This is a genomic window from Rhizobium sophorae (assembly GCF_013087515.1).
Taxonomy (GTDB): domain Bacteria; phylum Pseudomonadota; class Alphaproteobacteria; order Rhizobiales; family Rhizobiaceae; genus Rhizobium; species Rhizobium sophorae.
This window is the reverse complement of the sequence record NZ_JABFCN010000021.1, coordinates 63437-82595: the sequence shown is the minus strand read 5'-3', so window position 1 is coordinate 82595 and position 19159 is coordinate 63437. Positions and strand designations below refer to the sequence as shown.

The 19159-nt window shown below is 58.5% G+C and carries 15 protein-coding genes; 1 reads left to right on the top strand and 14 read right to left on the bottom strand.

Annotated features, from left to right (window positions below; all coding sequences use genetic code 11):
- Positions 1–90: 90 nt before the first annotated feature.
- The 10 genes from G9X64_RS12670 to G9X64_RS12625 form a co-directional block, all read right to left on the bottom strand.
- A complete protein-coding gene (locus G9X64_RS12670) occupies positions 91–2607 on the bottom strand; it encodes a methyl-accepting chemotaxis protein (protein ID WP_096771276.1) in 2517 nt (838 codons plus the stop codon).
- Positions 2608–2790: 183 nt separating this feature from the next.
- On the bottom strand, positions 2791–3447 hold the full coding sequence (locus G9X64_RS12665) for an SDR family oxidoreductase (RefSeq protein ID WP_183621733.1): 657 nt from the start codon (positions 3445–3447) through the stop codon (positions 2791–2793).
- A gap of 376 nt (positions 3448–3823) precedes the next feature.
- The gene (locus G9X64_RS12660; RefSeq protein WP_013984708.1) at positions 3824–4009 is read right to left on the bottom strand and encodes a hypothetical protein; all 186 of its coding nucleotides are present in this window, start codon (positions 4007–4009) and stop codon (positions 3824–3826) included.
- A gap of 95 nt (positions 4010–4104) precedes the next feature.
- Entirely contained in the window at positions 4105–5367 is a 1263-nt protein-coding gene (locus tag G9X64_RS12655; protein ID WP_040140070.1) for an NAD(P)/FAD-dependent oxidoreductase, read from the bottom strand.
- A gap of 77 nt (positions 5368–5444) precedes the next feature.
- On the bottom strand, positions 5445–5756 hold the full coding sequence (locus G9X64_RS12650; protein ID WP_013984706.1) for a putative quinol monooxygenase: 312 nt from the start codon (positions 5754–5756) through the stop codon (positions 5445–5447).
- On the bottom strand, positions 5716–6867 hold the full coding sequence (locus G9X64_RS12645) for an NAD(P)-dependent alcohol dehydrogenase (RefSeq protein WP_064843743.1): 1152 nt from the start codon (positions 6865–6867) through the stop codon (positions 5716–5718). Before G9X64_RS12645 ends, G9X64_RS12650 begins: the two co-directional genes overlap by 41 nt.
- 62 nt (positions 6868–6929) lie before the next feature.
- Positions 6930–7928, bottom strand: coding sequence for an ABC transporter permease (locus tag G9X64_RS12640; protein WP_013984704.1), 999 nt, complete (start codon positions 7926–7928; stop codon positions 6930–6932).
- Between the two features lie 5 nt (positions 7929–7933).
- On the bottom strand, positions 7934–8875 hold the full coding sequence (locus tag G9X64_RS12635) for an ABC transporter permease (protein ID WP_013984703.1): 942 nt from the start codon (positions 8873–8875) through the stop codon (positions 7934–7936).
- Positions 8876–8884: 9 nt separating this feature from the next.
- Positions 8885–10411 (bottom strand): sugar ABC transporter ATP-binding protein, encoded by a 1527-nt coding sequence (locus G9X64_RS12630; protein ID WP_170961474.1) that lies wholly within the window; start codon positions 10409–10411, stop codon positions 8885–8887.
- A gap of 56 nt (positions 10412–10467) precedes the next feature.
- Complete coding sequence (locus G9X64_RS12625; protein ID WP_013984701.1) at positions 10468–11556, bottom strand: substrate-binding domain-containing protein; 1089 nt, start codon at positions 11554–11556, stop codon at positions 10468–10470.
- A 666-nt stretch (positions 11557–12222) separates the two neighbouring features.
- On the opposite strand from G9X64_RS12625, the gene G9X64_RS12620 reads away from it, so the two are divergent.
- Positions 12223–13329 carry an NAD(P)-dependent alcohol dehydrogenase gene (locus tag G9X64_RS12620; RefSeq protein ID WP_064843739.1) on the top strand — a complete coding sequence of 369 codons (1107 nt, stop codon included), beginning with the start codon at positions 12223–12225 and terminating at the stop codon, positions 13327–13329.
- A 739-nt stretch (positions 13330–14068) separates the two neighbouring features.
- On the opposite strand, the gene G9X64_RS12615 is transcribed toward G9X64_RS12620, so the two are convergent.
- From G9X64_RS12615 to G9X64_RS12600, 4 genes are read right to left on the bottom strand one after another with little or no spacing between them, the layout of a single operon-like run.
- Positions 14069–15556, bottom strand: coding sequence for an NAD-dependent succinate-semialdehyde dehydrogenase (locus G9X64_RS12615; RefSeq protein ID WP_013984698.1), 1488 nt, complete (start codon positions 15554–15556; stop codon positions 14069–14071).
- Positions 15557–15579: 23 nt separating this feature from the next.
- Positions 15580–16599, bottom strand: a complete 1020-nt coding sequence (locus tag G9X64_RS12610) for an ABC transporter permease (protein WP_013984697.1) — start codon at positions 16597–16599, stop codon at positions 15580–15582.
- 11 nt (positions 16600–16610) lie between these two features.
- The gene (locus G9X64_RS12605; protein ID WP_050577727.1) at positions 16611–17585 is read right to left on the bottom strand and encodes an ABC transporter permease; all 975 of its coding nucleotides are present in this window, start codon (positions 17583–17585) and stop codon (positions 16611–16613) included.
- Entirely contained in the window at positions 17582–19135 is a 1554-nt protein-coding gene (locus G9X64_RS12600) for a sugar ABC transporter ATP-binding protein (protein WP_064843738.1), read from the bottom strand. The genes G9X64_RS12605 and G9X64_RS12600 overlap by 4 nt, the downstream gene beginning before the upstream one ends.
- Positions 19136–19159: the final 24 nt, after the last annotated feature.

The window sequence follows — 19159 nt, the reverse complement described above, 5'->3', positions numbered from 1 at the left end:
CGAAATCGTGCGCTGGGGTATGTGACTTTCATTCGATCGAATGGCGGCATGGCCCGCCATCGGCATGCTTCGAATCTCACTACGCCTGCCTTATGCAGCGAGACTTACCCGATGAGCTGGCCTGTCATCTGTCAACTTGAACCCAGCAAGCCGTTCGCTGAGTTCGACAGTCTGATCAGAAAGCGTCTTCGTTGCAGCGTTTGTCTGCTCAGCCATGGCTGCATTCTGTTGCGTCCCCTGATCAAGAACATTGACGTTGTTATTGATCTCGGCCAGCGAAGTCGCTTGTTCGCGGCTGGAACTCACAATCTGGTCAATGCGATCAGAAATCTGCACGATGGATGCCGCTATACTGTGCAGAGCCTCCCCGGTCTTGCCGACGTAATCCGAACCGACGGCCACCTCTGACGAAGATTCTGAAATCAACTGCCGGATCTCGAGCGCTGCGGCTGACGATCTTTGGGCGAGCTCGCGCACTTCTTGTGCGACTACCGCGAAGCCTTTTCCAGCATCGCCGGCACGAGCTGCTTCAACGCCGGCATTCAGCGCAAGCAAGTTCGTCTGGAATGCAATGGTATCGATCAATCCTATGATCTGACCGATCTTGTAAGATGCATCCTGAATTCGTGCCATGGCGCTTATAGCATCAGTTACAATGATGGCCGCGCCCTCTGCATGTTCCTTGACTGCAGAAACAAACGCTTGTGTCTCGCAGGCATTCTCCGAAGAGTTCCTCACCGTCGCAGTCACCTGCTCAACGGCTGCTGCGGTTTCTTCGAGAGAAGCAGCTTGTCGTTCAGTCCGTCGTGACAAATCATCAGAGGCTTTGAAAAGTTCGTCGGTTCCCCATTTGATTTGTTGGGTGTTTTCGTCGATATGGGACACGGTTTCCCTGAGGACGCACAGTGAGTGGTTGAAGTCACGCCGCAGTTGCTCGAGATTGGGATGGAAGTGGCGGTCGATGGTCTGCGAGATGTCTCCTCGCGCCAATCTAGAGAGTGCCTCCCCGAGTGTTTGTACAGCGCTGGACACTTCTTTCTCAAGCTGAGCACGTTCAAACTCACGATCCGTTCGCTCCTGATCAGCCGTTTTACGGTCGTCTTGCGCGCGGGCTTCAACCTCGAGCTTCGAGACCGCATTTCCGCGAAAAACTTCAAGCGCGCGAGCCATATCGCCAATTTCGTCTTTCCGCTGGCAGCCAACGATGTCTGATTGAAGATCACCGGTCGCTAGCCCCTGCATGCGCCTTGCGATCCGTTCGATTGGAGCGCGCAATGTCACCATCAGGCCGGCTCCGGCCAAGAGGGCGACCAAAACACCGGAGACGGTAGCAGCTGCGGACAATAGTCGGGCGAAATCACTTTCCCGGTGAGCGTCATGTTCCTGAGTCGACGCGAACGACACGAGATTTTTCCATATCGACTGGACGGTTTTATCCGCCTCTGCGTATTGCGCCTGCCGCCCTTCCGCGATCTTGACCAACTTCTCGGTATTCTGTTCGATGGCATCCCCCTGTAAGTAGAGGACCTCCTCCATTTTGGGGAAGTCTGGCAATGAACCGGCTACGCCTCCAACCGCTACGGTGTCACGAGTCAGTTTCGTAAGCTGCTCAATGAGTCGCTCCTGGTTTTCAGTGCTGGCCGCCCGCAACAGGTTGTTTATCTCAATTTCTATCGAATCGGCATCCTGGCCTACCGATGCCACTGCCGCAATGAGCGTCTCCGATTCCGCCAATGGCTTATCCAAGGCTCGAACTGCTTGGGTTCCCTCGATCATATGCTGTATGGCGTCATCTCGCAGTCGCGGGGCAAACGCACTAAGGTCGATCCCTAGGCTGTGAAGGAAAGCGCTATCCAGCCCGGAATTGGCGACGACGCTGGAGATTGCCTGTTCCAAGTTTGCGACTGCTTGTCCACCATCGCCCGTTGCAACGACGCGCTTGACGGTTTTCATCGCCTTTTTGATCATGAGCGCCTGTTGCTGTGCCTCGGGGGTTTGCATCGCGCTGGCCGGCAGATTCACCAAATTTTCCGACAACCGCTGCATAATTGCCGCCGTGTCGATTGAGCGGGTAGCCTCTCTGAGCATCGTTTTGCCAGAGTTTTCCTGGTTGCGGACCTGCGCACGGACTTTAACCGCGGCCAGCTTCAGGTCGGCCGCGACCTGCTTGATCTCGGTCAAGCTTGCGGCAACGTCACGACGAATGGACAGCTCATCGTTGTGCAGGGACCACATGCGGTCCATGCTGTCAGAAATCGCGGACATTGCGGACTCACTGCTTTCAAGAGCACGAGTGTCACTACCAACGTCAGTGGCGACTTCCTGAAGCGACAGCATCGTGGCGCCCTGCCCCCTTAGACTTGCCAGGGCCTCATCACGGTTCTCCGTAGAACTCTGCGCCAAAAACCGGTTCATGCTCTCAGAGACGTCCCGAAATCCGCTCAAAGTCTCGAGAACTTCGCTCGATAGCCGAAGGCGAGATTGCAGCAATCCGGTCGCCTGTAGGCTCACGACACCGACGGCCGCCAGGATCATGACCAGCGGCACCAGTACTAATAAGACTTTCGCTCTGATGCTGAAAGCGGATAGCAAGCGATCGACGAACATAAAACCTCCAGATGACTAAAGCGGGCACTGCCACCCATTTCTGGAGTTTTAGTTATTCGACCTAAACGAAGAGGAAGAAAGTTCGACTGCGGAAATGCAAAGTGCTTTACATCTTGTTAGGATTTCCACGTCGAATTGACGCTCAAACTATCAACCTTAACGACAGGTTAATGTCTTCTCGAATTATCGTCGGAAAGGACTATCGTCAGGTTTCAGGTCGATGTGCAGGACGTTCCCCGTGAGCTTTCCAGACAGTTCTGGATTTGCGAGGAATTGGACAGCTTGAACAAGTGTCCTAAGCGTCTCACTTTGAACGTAAGATGTAGAACGCGCATTTCTGGTATGAACAGCGTTTATACGAAGCCCCGAGTCGAAATACTTCTTCGCCATCGCACTCGTCGTAGTTCGTAAGGCCGCTTGGAGCACAGCTTCGCGGTCGGCCTCTAGCAGCGACTTCTCGTCGAACCAGGCGATATTCACAACAGCGAGTTCCTCTCCCTGGAGGCGGGAGCCGAAAGCACTTGTCACCCTTATCAGGTTGGAGACGGCATCAAGCCCAAGATCCGTAGCGGAAAGCGGTTCGGCGCATTCACGGCGACGGAAGGCTATGTTCACCAGAATATCGACCCGGCTCCAGCGTAGGTAGACCTGATCGACCATTGAATTGACATACACGTCCCTATTCAAATTGACCTTAACCGGAAACAAATTCGTCCCCGAGACTGCGGTTAAAGAACTGAAGTCTGAAGGGTCGAGGTCACCTACGGCGACACGGTAGCCAGTTTCGAGGAAAGACTGCGCAAGACAGAAACCGACCGGGTTTGACGCGCCCACCAACACGCATACTTTGCCTGCATGAGAGCCGGCATCGGTTTGTCCTCCTTCGATAAACCCTTCCGTCGGCGGTGTCCGGCAAGCGTTGTGAGTCTTAGATCCTGGTTTCACGCGGAAAACGGTCCATGTGTGAAACCGTGAGATCTAGCAACTCGTTCGTATCTCAACAGGGAGACCACCACACACTTATCTCCAAATTACGTTGTCTCCCGCCTCTCCGACCCCAAGCCAAGAGGACATGGAAGATGATCGACGGACAATCCATCGATCCGGTTTCACGAGGTCTTTGGCGCGCGCCGGTTTGGTCTCGCCGTGCCACAGTTGGACCTTCCATGGAACAGCCCATGGATGTCTCTGGGGAACGGCATCTTTCCGGAAAGTCCTACGCTTTCACACGCGGCTCTCTGACGCGTATGGCATTCGTTTGGCCCTCAACGCTTGCACGCGCAGCATCGTCGAGCGCGTCAACGTCTATTGCAGACTGGCCTTCAGATAGGCACTCGCCATTCTCGCGTTCCACGGTCGAGGTCGGTGGAATGATAATGCTGTCTTTCAAAAACTCGCTCATGTTTCGTTCCTTCAATAGCTGCAGGTGACAAGGTCGTTCCGCGCAATGCCCACGAAAGCGTGGCGTGCTTCCGCCACGTCACTGATAAATCCCTGCTAGACCTCGTCCTTCAGCGTCTCCTTCTGGGTAATAAGGCGGGCAGAGTGGTGTCCGGAGGTAAATGCCCAAAGCCAGCTCAGCGCGACCGCCATGCGGCTCCGTGTTCCGATCAAAAAGTAGATGTGGGCAAAGCCCCAGATCCACCAGGCGATGGAGCCCTTGAGCCGAAGCCTGCCGAAATCGATCACCGCGGAGCTTGGCCCTATGGTGGCAAGATTACCAAGATGCCTGTACTTGAAGGGAAGCGGCGCTGAGCGCTGCTTAAGGCGGGCCTTGATCACCTGGGCGACGTATTTTCCCTGCTGCTTTGCGGCAGGAGCGATACCAGGAACCGGCATTCCCTCGCCGGTCTTAACGCTCGCGGTATCGCCGACAACGAAGATCTCCGGGTGTTCTGAGATCGTGAGGTCGGGCTGCACGATAGCCCGCCCTGCTCGATCTGTCTCCGCCCCGACCCATACGGCGGCCTTGGATGCCTGCACGCCCGCCGCCCATATGACCGTACGGCTCGGGACGAACTCGTCCCCGATCGATATACCTTCCTCGGTGCAGTCGGTTACCGGCCGTCCCGTGCGAACCTCGACGCCCATCGACGCAAGGGATCGCTCGGCGTATTGCGATAACGCCTCGTGGAAAACAGGCAGAACACGCGGTCCTGCCTCTACAAGAAGAATACGCGCCAAAGTCGTATCGATGTTTCTGAATTCCTCGACAAGCGTCCTTTGAGCCAGTTCGGCGATGATCCCGGCCATCTCGACGCCTGTCGGTCCGGCGCCGATTATCGAGAAGGTCAGCATTGCGGCCCGCGCTTGGGGATCGGTTTCCAGCTCCGCCTTTTCGAACGCCAGGAGAAGACGACGGCGGATGGTGGTGGCGTCTTCCAACGCCTTCAGTCCGGGCGCGAAAGGCTCCCATTCATCCCGGCCGAAATACGCGTGACGGGCCCCTGTTGCGAGAACAAGGGTATCGTAGGGAATGGCATGACCGCCCTTGAGCGAGACAAGCCGCTTCTCGACATCGACGCCCACGACCTCGCCAAGAAGCGTTGTGACATCTTTCCTTCCACGGAAGACCGCGCGAATGGGCCAGGCAATCTCGGAGGTTGCCAGGACGGTCGTTGCGACCTGATAGAGCAGCGGCTGGAACAGGTGATGATTGCGTCTGTCGACGATCGTGATCGAAAGGTTTGGACATTTGAGATCCTTGGCCAATTGGAGGCCGGCGAAACCGCCTCCCACGATGACAACTCGATGCTCCATTTCGTCCTCCCGCGAGCCTTTGGAAAAAAACCCGCCTCGGATCGAAGCGCGTCCTTCGGTGTTGCACGATCGCAAGCTCAGTCGCTGATGCGACTGCTCACAATGATGGAAGGGGGGCTTACCAGCAACGGAAGCAGCGGTTCGAGAACACGCTTGACGTTCGCAGATTCTCCGTGACGCGCGGCTGCCTCCTCGTTTGCCCAACCATCGAGAATGAAGAACGTATTCGGCTCGTCGGAGCGCTGGTAGAGATTGTAGTAAAGGCAGCCCTCTTCCTCGCGGGCAGGGCCGACAAACTCCTGGAGCAGTGTGTTGACACGGTCCCGGTTACGCGTCGATGTTTTAAACTCAACGATGAGATGCTGTTCGTCGGACTTGCTCGATGGCATGTGGGAAGCTCCTATTGAAGACGATGACGGGCTTGATCACGCGGCCAGCTTCGGCATCGGCGATGGCCTCGTTGATTTTCTCGAACGGGTACTTTGTGATCAGCTTCTGGAACGGAAACAGGCCGGCCTGGTTTAGTTCGACCAGTTGGGGGATGAAGAGCTGCGGGATCTGATCCCCGAGGATGGCACCCTGAATTTTCCGGTTGAAGACCATGAGGTCCAGCGGGATTGGAATATCCTTGCCGAGCGCGTCGAGCCCGAGGAGGACGACATGACCCCCTGCCCGCGTGCATTTGATCGTGTTCAGGATGACGGGAACGATACCCACGGCGTCGATCGCAAAATCGGCACCGCCGCCCGTCAAGGCGTGGATCTGCTCCACGACGTCTGGGTCCCTGCCGTTGATAGCGTGGGTCGCGCCCAACGTCTCAGCCATGGCCAAACGCTGCTCGTTCAGGTCGATGATGATGATCTTGCTGCACCGCCGGACCTTGGCGGCCATCACCGCAGCCATGCCGACCGCTCCCGCGCCGAACACGGCAATGGTTTGACCGATCTCCGGCTTCATGGCGTTGATGACGGTACCTGCTCCCGTTGCCATGCCGCAACCGAGCGGGGCCGCATTCGTCAGGTCGAAATCCTTGGGAAGCTGCGCGGCGTTGTTTTCAGTCGCCAGGACATGGGTCGCGAAGGATGACTGGCCGACAAAGTTGCTGCCGATGCCGACTTCATCACACAGCAAGGCCTTCTTGCCGTTCGGACGAAGCCCCGTCAGATTGTACTGGGTGTAGTTCTGGCAGTTCATCGGGTGAGAGCGCCGGCAATCGCCGCAGAAGCCACATGAACTCTGGCTGAGCGCAACGTGGTCGCCCACCCTTAAACCTTGGACGTCCGCCCCGATGGCCTCGACGATACCAACACCTTCATGTCCTGGTATGACCGGGGCGGGAGGCCCAAATATCCCATCACGGAGCAACAGGTCGGTATGGCAGATCCCCGTGGCGACCGTCCGCACGAGAATTTCATTGCCTTCTGGATCCGCCAGCTCAAGTTCACGAAACTCAAGCGGAGCTTTCGGTTTTGCGGCCACGGCCGCCGTTATCTTCACCATTCTTATCTCCTGCATTCTCCCGCGTTGACACCGGGAATGACCTGTTTGGCAGATCCTTGCGGCTAGACGCGACCGACGCGTGCTCCGTAAATGATCGCAGCAAGCGCGATGATCCCGCCCTGGACGATCAGCTTGCCGGGCTCCTGGATGCCGAACACCGTCAACATCGCGAAGAGGAAACTGAAGGCGACGACCGCCACGAAAGGCCCCGCGACGCCACCGCGGTCGACGCCGAACGTCACCCCACCGAGGATCGTCGCGGCGAGAGCGTTCATGAAGGTGTCGAAGCCGGGCTTGATCGTGCCAACGGCCAGAGCCGACACCTGAACCAGGGCGGCGATGCCTGTCAGCGTGCCCGCAAGTGTATGGGAGACAAAAATCGTGCGGGCCAGAGGTATGCCTGTTATCTCCGCCGCCCTCGGATTGTCGCCGACAGCGCGGAAGTAGCGCCCGAGGATCAAGAAGCGGAACGCTAATGCGACGAGAACGGAAATCCCGATCCAGACGATCACGGAGTAAGACAGGCCGTAGATGTTCCCGCTCGTCAGGACGCGAAGCCAGCTTGGTGTCGAACCCGGTGCACGGCCCGAACTCATGAATTGGATGATCCCGATGAGGATCGCCGATACGCTCAGCGTCGCGATGACCGCGGAGGCGCGGACATAGGCCACGAGGGCGCCGTTGATCAGACCGACGGCAAGGCCGATGACGATCGGCATCAGGACCGTGACGAAGGGCGGGTAACTGTTGAGGAGCCCGGAGCTGGCGAGATAGATCGAAAAAGCAAACACGCCACTGACCGAGAGATCAATAGAACGCACCCGCATGACAAGAGATTGCGCCAGCACCGCGATCCCAAGCGGCGCTGACTGTTTCAGGATCACGAACCAATAGTTTGGATTGATCAGCGTCGCGCTTACAGCGGGGGCCACAGCGATCAGGATTGCGAGCACGTAATATGCCGGGGGCAAACCGAGCACCCAGGAAAGTATGCGCCTGGCGGTGAGAGTGCGCGATGGCGTCTCAATTTTCGCATCCGTTGTGGTCATCGAGAGGTCCATCTCTTTCAAAGTCCGATCGTTTTGCGACGCTGTGAGACGACGAGTGCTAGCAGCAGAAGGCCCTTCACGACCGACTGGAGGAATGCCGAGACGTTAGCGAGGTTCATCACGTTGTTGACGATGCCGAGGATAGCCGCGCCGGCTACAGTGCCGAGGATGCTGCCGATACCGCCAGCCAGGTGAACACCCCCGAGCGCTGCTGCGGTAACGGATTCAATTCCGAATGTGGCGCCCCCCTTGGGATCGCCCGAGGCAAGGCGACCTGCGAGGAACATCCCGGCAGCGCAAGCAAATAGCGCCGACAGGATGTAGGCCTTGATGACTGTGCGCTCGACCGGGACGCCATTCATGCGGGCATTGAAGTCGTTACCACCCGAAGCGAACAGGTAAAGGCCAAACGGTCTGCGATAAAGCAACCAGGCAGCAACGAACGTGGCGACGATCAGCCAGAGCAGCGAGTTTGGCACGGGCCCAACGGAACCCGCGACTGACGCCGAAAGCCATTCGGGCACCTTCCCGCCGGGGATAGGAAGAATGATAAGCGCCAATCCCTGGCCGATACCCATGGTTGCCAGGGTCATGATGATCGGATGGACGTTGAGCCTGGCTACGCCGTAGCCATTCGACAATCCGAATGCGATCGCAACCGCAATGCAAAGCATGACACGGACAACCTCGGGCATGTCGAGTGTCATGATCGTAGTCGTCACGCTGATGATCGAACCAACGGAAACGTCTAGGCCGCCCGTCAGGATCACAAAGGTCTGGCCTAGCGCAGAAATAACAAGAACAGTGGATTGGGCCAGCAGGTTCGACAGATTCTCCGGCGCCAGAAATTGTGGAAGCAGGATAACCGAGGCGACCACCAGCACGAATAGCGTCCCGATCGACAGCCGGATCGCACCCGCCCTATAGGGTGCCTTCAGGAACTTTGCGACGGTATTCATGTATCCTCCTCAATGAACAGCGGCGCGCGGATCGTGCGCGGAGTTCGAACCGAGTGCGGTTCCCAGGATGGTTTCCTCTGTGGCATCAAGCGCGGGCATCTGTCCGACGATCTTTTTGTCGTGAACGACCAGGATGTTGTCACAGAGCCCGATCAGTTCGGGGTGCTCGCGTGACGAGACGATCACTGCACCGCCACGATCGGCAAAATCGCGAAGGAGCTTATAGATTTCCGCTTTAGCGCCGACATCGACGCCACGTGTCGGCTCCTCGATGACAAGGATATCAACCCCCGAAAGCAGCCAGCGGCCAAGAAGGACCTTTTGCTGGTTTCCGCCCGAAAGTTTGCCGACGGGCGAGGCTGGGTCGGCAGCCGCAACACGGAGCGACTTTATGACATCGTGAACCCTGGAGATGGAACGCCATGCAACGCTCGCCATGTTCCGGTTCAACTGCTTGCCAAGTGCGATGTTATCGTAGATCGGAAGCCGAAGAAATAAGCCTTCCTGCTTGCGGTCTTCAGGAATGAAACCAATGCCGGCTGAGATCGCACTCGAAAAGCCGGAGGATACGTTCACACCGATCATGCTATCGTCGCGGCGACGCCGGACGGTCACAACTGCGGCGGTTTCGACCCCGACGACCGCACGCATGATTTCGCGCTGCCCCTGGCCTTCCAGCCCGGCCAGTCCGATGATCTCGCCCGTGCGTACGGAAAAACCGACTGGCGGGCCATGGTCATTGAGACGAAGCCCTGCCACGTCGAGCATCGGCGACCCAATGGTCTGCGCCCTCGGCGGAAAGAAATTCTGAAGCTCGCGTCCAACCATGTTTGCCACAAGCGTTTGGAGATTGAAGTCTTCTGCCCTGGCTGTCTTTACCCAAGCCCCATCCTTCATGACGGTGATGGTGTCGCACAGTTCGAACACCTCGTTCATCCGATGCGAGATGTAGACGACAGCCTTCCCTTGCGCCTTCAGATCGCGGATGACCTTGAAGAGATGAGCGACGTCCGTCGAGTTTAGTGCCGCGGTCGGTTCATCGAAAATGAAGACATCGGCATTGGATGTCAGACCTTTGGCGATTTCCACTGCCTGCTGCTGGGCAACCGTCAGCGTTTCCACAATCGCCGTGGCGTCCAGTTGAGGGAAAACGTCGACAAGCAGCTTGCGGGATCGCTCGACGACCTCGGCGGTGTCTATCGACCCGTCGGCACGCCGCGGTTCGTGTCCAAGAAACATGTTTTCGGCGACCGTGAGATTGGGGATGAGGGTGAACTCCTGAAACACTGTCGACACCCCGGCGAGACGCGCTTCCTTGGGGGAACGGAAGGTCACCTCTTCTCCTCGCAGACGGATGCGTCCAGCGGTCTGTTGATAGACGCCGGCCAGAATTCGCATCAGCGTGGATTTTCCCGCCCCGTTCTCGCCCATCAATGCGTGGACGGAGCCGCGTTCAAGCGAAAATTGAACATTCGACAGGACTTTGGCCGCACCAAAGGACTTGTTTATGCCGACCATCTCGACAAGCATACTCATGAACACTTCCATCTGCGAGGGTGAAGAGGGCGCGCTTTGTCCGCGCCCTCCATGCGTCAGGCCTTGAAGTACTCGAGGAGCTTCTCATTCGGCATTTCTGTCGGAGCCCAGTAAGCGTCCGTGAGATCGGAGCGGTAAAACTGTGCAAGATTGTCGTCGACGATCGGCTTGGGCCGGTTGGTCCAGTTGCGCTGGATCGGCTTGCCTTCGAGAAGCGCGAAGGCCGCACGCAGGGCTGCCGTCGAAAGAGCCGGAGGGCAAATGGGCCCAATCGAAGAGAGCTTTTCGTCATTCCAACGACGCATCCAACCGTTGAGCGCTTCTCCCGTGATCGGTGGAATGGTGGAAGCCCCGGCTTCCTGCAGCGCGTCCAAGACCCCGAGCGACATGTTCGCGCCGTCAGTCCAGACCCCGGCGACATCCGGATCAGACAGATAGAGGCTTTCGGCTATCTTCTTTGAGTCCTCGTAGGACCAGCTGCCGTGCTGGGTTGAGGTGATTTGGAGACCGGACTTGCTGAAGACCTCGATCGCCCCGGCGTAACGATCAGCATCGATCGGATGTCCGGCGACGCCACGCAGCACCCACACTTTTCCCTTGTTGCCGAGCTTATCGACCAGGAACTGCGCCATCACCCGGCCAAAGTAGAAGTCGTCGCCTTGGACCTGCACCGTGAATTCGTCGGTGTCGACGCGACCGAGATAGACGACCGTCGGAATGCCGGCAGCCTTCGCCTTCCTGATGCCTTCCACGGCCGAGCCTGTCGTAAGCGGCGCAATGATGATTGCATCTACCTTTTGTGCGATCAGATCCTCGATGTCGGCGACCTGTTTTGAGGCGTTGAGGTCGGCGCTTCGGAATTGATAGTCGCCGACACGGGCCTTGTTCCTGCTGATTTCGTATTCGGCCTCGAATGCGGTTTGATAGGTGTGCGTCGAACCGGCCAGGCCATAGTGGCTGTGACCAATCTTCCAGGGACCTGACTTGGCAAACTTACCAGCGTCGACGACGGGGTTTTCCCCTTCGGACGGCCAAGTGTCGGGCAGCAGGGTGATCGTATCCTCTGCCCGCAGGATGCCCGGTATTCCGAACGCGCCAGCTGCAATCAAGGCACTGCCCGTCTGTAGGAATGTACGTCTTTTCATCGAAATTCTCCTCCTCTTGCCACCCAACGTGGTCATTTTGTCTGCGATCTGGAGCGCCGCTATCCTCCAGACATCGCTGAATTCTCCCCACAAACGGCAGATCGCATCATTATGAATAAGCAGACAATCTGTCAATAAACTATATTGAATTTCAGCTTTTTGACGTGTCTTCTGTGTTATCATACTGATTTTTTTATTCTTTTATTGCTGCTTGGTTCGATATAGCAATAAGACAAAGCAGCCGCCCGTCACCTCACCCACGAGCACGCCAACAGGAACCAGAGGAGACCGCGCCTCGCCGGCGAGGTTCATAAAAAGGAAGTTGGGAGCCATAATCGCTACCATCACCCGGAAAGCGAGGCCGCGAGGCAGGAAATACGGGCACCACCGTCAGCCGGCGCGTTCGATGAATGCCACTTCTGAATCAGTCAATCTGTCAAGCGAATTCCAGTTTTAAGACAGCCAACAATTCGGACCAAGATCTAGATCGGCCGAATACCCTGAGGAAGCAATTGATATTACATCGATTTTTCTCTTTACATGTCCGTGTAGCGGGCTGGGATGGCCTCAGCGACCATTTTGGTTCACTGAAGATAATTGACTGATTGTCTGCGAACGCCTACAAGTGTCACCTACCGGCCGAGCGCGCACTGATGGAGTCATTTTATGAAAGAAGCATACGCTGCAATTTCGCGCGAAAAGGCAAAGCCTCTTGTTCTGGAGTGCATCGGTATCGATCAACCTCGCCCCGACGAAATCCTCGTCCGGATCGTGGCGAGCGGTGTCTGCCACACCGACATGGTTGTTCGCGACCAAGGATATGACGTACCGCAGCCCGTGGTTCTCGGCCATGAAGGCTCCGGCGTCGTGGAAGTGGTCGGGGCCGATGTAAAAGAGCTTTCGCCCGGCGACCACGTGGCTCTAAGCTACGCATATTGCGGGAAATGCGAGAAGTGCCGGGGAGGCACGCCTTATTATTGTGAAGACTTTTTCGGCAGAAATTTCCGTGGCACCCGGCCGGATGGCAGTTGCCCGCTACATGATTCACACGGTACCCAGATCAGCGGGTGCTTCTTCGAGCAGTCTTCTTTCGCCACCTATGCCATCGCCAGCGAGCGCAATGCGGTCAGGGTTTCCAAAGATGTTCCCCTCGAACTCATGGGACCGCTGGGCTGCGGGCTGCAAACTGGCGCCGGAGCGGTTCTCAACTGCCTCAAGCCCCAACCGGGATCTTCCATTGCAGTGTTCGGCGCGGGTGCGGTCGGCATGGCAGCCGTCATGGCGGCGAAGATTGCCGGATGCTCGACCATTATCGTGATCGACCTTAACGATGAACGTCTCGAACTGGCGATTGAACTGGGTGCAACCCACATCATAAACGCCCGCAATAGGGATAGCGTCAAGGCGATCAGGGAAATCATTCCCGAAGGCGCAGACTTCAGTCTCGAATGCACGAGCTCGCCGAAGGTGTTTCGCCAGGCGGTCGATTGCCTCGGCACCCCAGGAACCTGTGGACTGGTCGGATCGTCCGCGCTCGGAACGGAAGGGATCGTCGATATCGGCAACTTTCTGTTCGGCCGTACGCTCGTCGGTGTGGTCGAAGGCCAGAGCATTCCCTCCAAATTCATACCCGAGCTCATCGAATACTGGCAGCAGGGACGGTTCCCGTTCGACAAGCTCGTCCAGTTCTACGATCTCAACCAGATCAACGAGGCAATGGCCGATTCCGAGAGCGGCAAGGTCATCAAGCCAATCCTGCGCATGAAGCACTAAGCTCTCGTCACGAACATTGTCCAGAAGTCAGCCTCCCAAGGCAACGTCCGGCGGGGCCGTGGTCGTCACGGTCTCGCCCGGACACTCTGGAACGCAGGTGTGAGGCGCAACCCCGTTTCATCATTGCAACGCGACCAGGTCGCGGTAACGGTAGTGGGCTCTTCCAGGTCAAAATATTAGTCTGCGACGGCGCAATTTCTCGGCGATCCGTGACCCCCTCATCAAGGCCTTGCGGCAGTTGACGACCGCACGTCATTCAACTGATGCTGCCCTTGGGCCATAAGAGCACTCGGGCCGGCAGGCCGAGCGTCCCCCGACACGTGCGCCTTGCGTCGACGTGCCACCAGCAAAATGCCAGACAATCGGCGATGATCTTGCCAGCGAGTGGCCAGTGGCGCGCTTTCTCCGTCCCGTCGAAAAATACCAACGAAACTTTCGAGATGGGTCATCAGGCGTTGGGCCAACGGAAGCCTTAAGCAGACAGACCCACGACAAAGGCGAGTCTCGCCCCTGCCTCTCTCCGCACGTTCCGACGTTCCATTGCCGTTCTGCCCTCGACGTTCGCCTGGGCAGCGTGATCGGCCGGGTCCTGCTCGCGGTCGGCCGCCTCGTTTTGAAGGCTGTCGGCGCGGTCTTGACCAAGACTCTCCCCGCCTTCTGCAGAATGTGTCATCGGGCTTCCGTGACGAGCTCAAACCTTGCTGGTGGCGAGCCTTAAGACCCACCACCAGCCGTTGGACTATGACTGTATGCCGCCCATGCAGACGTATTTCATGGAAAGGAAGTCATCCATGCCGTATTTCGAGCCCTCGCGGCCGAACCCCGACTGCTTGACGCCGCCGAACGGTGCAACCTCCGTGGAGATCAGGCCCGTGTTGACGCCGACCATCCCGTACTCCAGGGCCTCCGTAACCTTCCAGACGTTTCGAAGGTCGTTGGCGTAGAAGTAGGCGGCGAGACCGAACTCTGTGTCGTTGGCCAGTTCAATGACCTCTTCCGTCGTTTTGAACCTGAAGACAGGAGCGAGCGGCGCAAAGGTCTCCTCTCGTGCGACCTTCATTTCCTTCGTGGCTTCCGAGAGAAGCGTCGGCTGGACGAAGGTGCCACCACGCTCGTCCCTTGCGCCGCCCACAACGATCTTCGCACCCTTACCGACCGCGTCATCGATGTGACTATAGAGCTTCGCCACCGCATCGTCGTTGATCAGCGGACCGATGGTGGCTCCATCCTCGAACCCGTCAAGGACCTTGAGCGCGGAAACCCGCGCCGCGAGTTTCTCTATGAAGCGGTCGTAGACCCCGCTCTGGACGTAGAGACGGTTGGCGCAAACGCAGGTCTGGCCGGCATTGCGGAACTTGGACAGCATCGCTCCTTCCACGGCCTCGTCGAGGTCGGCATCGTCGAAGACGATGAAGGGAGCGTTGCCGCCGAGTTCGAGGCTGAGCTTCATGATCTTTTGTGCGCCCTGCGCCATCAGGATGCGGCCGACCTCGGTAGACCCTGTGAAGGTCAGCTTCTTGACGACGGGGTTCGAGCAGACTTCTTCACCGAACATCCGGGCGTTGTCTGTCGGCAGGACGCTGAACAGGCCGCCGGGTATTCCCGCGCGCTCAGCGAGTATGGCAAGAGCAAGGGCCGACAATGGGGTTTCGGCGGCCGGCTTGAAGATGATGGCGCAGCCGGATGCCAGCGCCGGGGCGATCTTGCGGCAGACCATGGCGGAAGGAAAGTTCCAGGGCGCGATGGCCGCCACCACGCCGACGGGCTGTTTGATGACTATCAGGCGCTTGTCGGCCTGATGCCCCGGAATGGTGTCGCCGTAAACGCGCTTGGCTTCTTCCCCGAACCATTCAATGTAGGAAGCGCCGTAGGCGACCTCTCCGCGTGCCTCGGCTAGAGGCTTGCCCATCTCGGACGTCAGGATGATCGCGAGGTCCTCGGTGTTGGCCGTGACGAGGTCGAAGAACTTCCGCATGACGCCGGCACGTTCCTTGCCCGATCGTGCGGCCCACTTTTTCTGGGCGAGTTTGGCGACGTCGATGGCTTCGCGGACGTCCTGGAGTCCTGCGCTCGGGAGGCTCGCAATCACGTCCCCGGTCGAGGGATTGTGGACCTGGATCGTCTTGCCGCTCGCGCCCTCTTTTCGCCAGTCGCCTCCTACCAGCATTTCCTCGCGTACCAGGGAGGGGTCTTTCAGGCGATCCAGTAGAGCGGTGGAGATAGCCATTGGTATTCCTTTCGATGCAACGTTCAAATCTGATTACGGATGTGTGGTGAGCGGGCGTAGATCGCGACCATGGGGACGATCAGCAGCCCTACGACGGCCTGTTGTGCCGGGAAACTGAGCCCCAGGCCGACGAGAAGCGAGGTCAGGACAGTAAGGACGAGGACGCCGAGGACCGTCGCTCCATACCCGCCGGCACCGCCTAGAAGAGACGTTCCGCCGATAACGACCGCCGCCACGGTGGTGAACAGATAGGGATCACCGACCCCGACAAAACCGCCGCCGGAGAAACCGAGGAGCAGCATTCCGGTGAGTGCCGACATCGCCCCGCTGACGCTGTGAATCACTGTCCAGATCTTGAATTCCGAGATTCCGAGGCGGGCGGCGGCCGTGCGGCTCCCGCCAACAGCATAGAGGCTCCGGCCAAACCAGGTGTTGTGCATTATCCAGCCCAGAGCGACGGCGATGAAAGCCCATATGACGATAACCGGTGGAAACGGCAGACCGAAGAACCTGCCATTGAACGCCGAAAGGTTGCGAAGCCATCCGGGGACGGGCGCAAAGACGGTACCGCCGAACTGCGATCCGAGCGAGGTGTAGATCTGGACCGCCCCGACGGCGGCAAAACCAAGACCGAGCGACATGATCAGCGCCTGACCCTGCAGCCGGAAGCTGAGGGCGCCGTTGCAAGCCCCGACCAAAATGCCAAGGAGAAGCACGACGATCATGGCGACGGGGGCGGGAAGACCCGCCACCATGAGGCTTGGAAGCAGGATATTGGCGCCACCGATGATGTATGGGATGGAAAGATCCAGCGCTCCAACGAGCGCGCAGAGCGTCTGCCCAACAGACGCCAGCCCAAGGAAGGCGGCGAGAAGGAGGATCGATCGCGCGTTCTGCGGCGACACGAAGCCCGGCACGAGCAGGGCTCCAAGAATGAGCAGACACGCAAGGAGACAGAAGCCGATCGAAATACTCTTGTGCTTGCGCAAAGGGCTGGCGCCACGGGTCGCGCCGATTTCTGTGTTCAAGACAGTGGAGATCATTTCCTTACTCCTCACGCGACAGTGCGGCGGCTGATGACGAAGACGTTCACGAGAAGTGACCCAACGAGGATCAGGCCAAAGGCCATTTGCGTGACGAAGCCGGAAACCGTCCCGAAGTTGAAAGTGGACAGAAGATACGAGATGAGGAACATGTTGATCGCGCCGAGCGTCGAGCCGAGCGCACCGCCGCGGCCCCCGGAGAGACTAGCTCCGCCAAGGACCAGCGCCGTCACCGCTTGCAGCGTGTAGGTGCTGCCCTGGGTCGGGTCGCCGGATGAGATCAGCGCGGTGTAGCTCAATGCGGCCAGCCCGGCAAAAACGCCGCCGACCGTATGGGCGATGATGCGCACGACGTCGACCTGCACACCGCTGGTATAGGCCATCCGCTCGTCAGCGCCTGTCATCCGCAGGTTGCGGTAAAACATCGTGCCCCTCAGGACGCCCCAGATTGCGAAAGCGCCGAGCAGAAGCAACAGGACAGGCGAAAATATGCTCGTTCCCGCGCCCCAGCTTAGCATCCAGTCTGGAGCGACACCGCCGGGACGCGACATGACCATCAGGTTGACGCCCGACAGAACGAGGAAACCGGAGAGCGTGACGATGATGGGCGCGACGCGCACATAGATGATCACAAGTGCTTGCACCAGCTGGAACGCTGCTCCCAATCCCACCGCCCAGGCAATGATGGCCAACGGGTGCGTGATGCCGTTGCCGACCAGCCACGTAATGAGCGTGACGTTGACGAAGCCCATGAGCGGGCCCACGGAAAGGTCCACCGCTCCGCGGCCCGCCATGACGATCGGTGTTATCGCGAGCGTGGTCAGGATCAGCGGCGTTGCAACCAGAATGGCTCCGGCCAGACCATTGTTCGTGAACAGACCCTGGCCCCGGAAGGCGACAGCGCAAAGGAGGACGAGGAAAAGCCCGGCCGGAACGAACAACGAGCGGTCCTGCGTGACTTGACGGAAAGCGGTTACGGACATCATGCGGTCCTTTCCAGATCGAAATCAACGGAAGCGTCCCGGGCTTTCCCGAACATAGCGGCGAGGATTGGTGCCTCGGCGATTTCCTCGCCGGTCAGGGATCGAAACAACGTTCCCCCGAAGAACACGTCGACGCGATCGGCAAACCCGATGAACTCCTCGATCTCACTCGAGACGTAGATGACACTGCCGCCTTTTTCAGCGAACAGACGTAACTCCCGGTAGAGGTCACGCTTAGTGCCGAGATCGACACCGCGCGCGGGGTCATTCAGGAGGATGACTTGGGGATCGTTTGCGAAGGCGCGCCCGATAAGCACCTTCTGCTGGTTGCCGCCCGACAGTGAGGTGATCCTGTTCGACGGGCTGCCGATCTTGATGCGCAGACGATCCACTTCGCGCTTAAACATGGATTTCAGCGTGGGCTTGCGGATCACGCCCAGGGGTCCGAGCGTCTTCCTGTAGACACCGATGGCGAGGTTTTCGAAGATGCTTTGTTGCGGGAAGATACCCTCGCGCTTGCGATCCCCGGAGACGTAGGAAACACCGAGCTTCGCCGCATCGTCGAGCGATTGCAGCGCGATCATCTTGTCCGTATCAACCGAGCGGACCTTCACCTCGCCACCGAACGGCTGGATGATGCCGGCCAAGACGCGGATAAAAGCGTCCTGCCCCTGCCCATCAAGCCCGGCTACGCCGACGATGCTCCCCTTGGGAAGGTCGAAATCGAATAGGCGCGCCGACCTGTGCGCGGCGAGACCCGTCGCGGTTAGTATGAGAGGGGCCGATAGCGCCTTCTTTCGGGAGGCGTATTCTGTCGCATCGCTGGCGCGCCGATCTGCCGGCGTCATCATGGACAGCAGGTTTTCCTCGGTAATCTCATCCTTTCCGAGCGTACCGACAGTTATCCCATCACGCAGGATCGTCGCACGGTCGGCGATACGCACGAGTTCCGCGATCCGGTGGGTTACGATGAGGATCGTCGCGCCCTCGGCACGAAGGCGGTCGATTTCCGCGTGGAGCCGGAGGGTCGAGTCGAGGTCGAGCGCGGCCGAAGATTCGTCGAGGATCAGCACCTGCGGCCTGCGAAGAATAGCCCGTGCGATGACGATCCACTGTTTGATGCTGAGCGGCAGGCTGCCTGCCAGTTGATCGAGGTCTACGGATTTTCCAACGAGCCGCGCCAGGATTTCAGCTGCTTCGCTCCGCCGATCGCCGGTCGACTGCGAACGAAAGACACCGTCACGACCGACATAGAGGTTCTCGAATACGCTAGCCTCGTCAGCAACCAGGACTTCTTGGAAGATGGTGGTCAGGCCGGCCCGCTTGGCGTCGACGGGCGAGGCAACCTTTTCACCCAGGATCGTGACCTTGCCTGCGTCCGGGTGCAAAACGCCCGACATGATCTTGGCCATCGTGCTCTTGCCGCTGCCGTTTTCGCCAACGATGGCGTGCACCTCCCCGGCGCGGGCCTCGAAGTCGCACTTCTTGAGTGCCTTCGTCTCCCCGAACGCCTTGGCGACATCTACCATTCTGACTGTTATCTCGCTGCCCATCGCAGACCTCCCACCCGCAACGTC

Excerpts from the sequence above, each read along its gene's own strand:
- G9X64_RS12670 (WP_096771276.1), bottom strand. The coding sequence starts at position 2,607 with ATGTTCGTCGATCGCTTGCTATCCGCTTTCAGCATCAGAGCGAAAGTC.
- G9X64_RS12660 (WP_013984708.1), bottom strand. The coding sequence starts at position 4,009 with ATGAGCGAGTTTTTGAAAGACAGCATTATCATTCCACCGACCTCGACC.
- G9X64_RS12655 (WP_040140070.1), bottom strand. The coding sequence starts at position 5,367 with ATGGAGCATCGAGTTGTCATCGTGGGAGGCGGTTTCGCCGGCCTCCAA.
- G9X64_RS12650 (WP_013984706.1), bottom strand. The coding sequence starts at position 5,756 with ATGCCATCGAGCAAGTCCGACGAACAGCATCTCATCGTTGAGTTTAAA.
- G9X64_RS12645 (WP_064843743.1), bottom strand. The coding sequence starts at position 6,867 with ATGGTGAAGATAACGGCGGCCGTGGCCGCAAAACCGAAAGCTCCGCTT.
- G9X64_RS12640 (WP_013984704.1), bottom strand. The coding sequence starts at position 7,928 with ATGGACCTCTCGATGACCACAACGGATGCGAAAATTGAGACGCCATCG.
- G9X64_RS12635 (WP_013984703.1), bottom strand. The coding sequence starts at position 8,875 with ATGAATACCGTCGCAAAGTTCCTGAAGGCACCCTATAGGGCGGGTGCG.
- G9X64_RS12630 (WP_170961474.1), bottom strand. The coding sequence starts at position 10,411 with ATGAGTATGCTTGTCGAGATGGTCGGCATAAACAAGTCCTTTGGTGCG.
- G9X64_RS12625 (WP_013984701.1), bottom strand. The coding sequence starts at position 11,556 with ATGAAAAGACGTACATTCCTACAGACGGGCAGTGCCTTGATTGCAGCT.
- G9X64_RS12620 (WP_064843739.1), top strand. The coding sequence starts at position 12,223 with ATGAAAGAAGCATACGCTGCAATTTCGCGCGAAAAGGCAAAGCCTCTT.
- G9X64_RS12615 (WP_013984698.1), bottom strand. The coding sequence starts at position 15,556 with ATGGCTATCTCCACCGCTCTACTGGATCGCCTGAAAGACCCCTCCCTG.
- G9X64_RS12610 (WP_013984697.1), bottom strand. The coding sequence starts at position 16,599 with ATGATCTCCACTGTCTTGAACACAGAAATCGGCGCGACCCGTGGCGCC.
- G9X64_RS12605 (WP_050577727.1), bottom strand. The coding sequence starts at position 17,585 with ATGATGTCCGTAACCGCTTTCCGTCAAGTCACGCAGGACCGCTCGTTG.
- G9X64_RS12600 (WP_064843738.1), bottom strand. The coding sequence starts at position 19,135 with ATGGGCAGCGAGATAACAGTCAGAATGGTAGATGTCGCCAAGGCGTTC.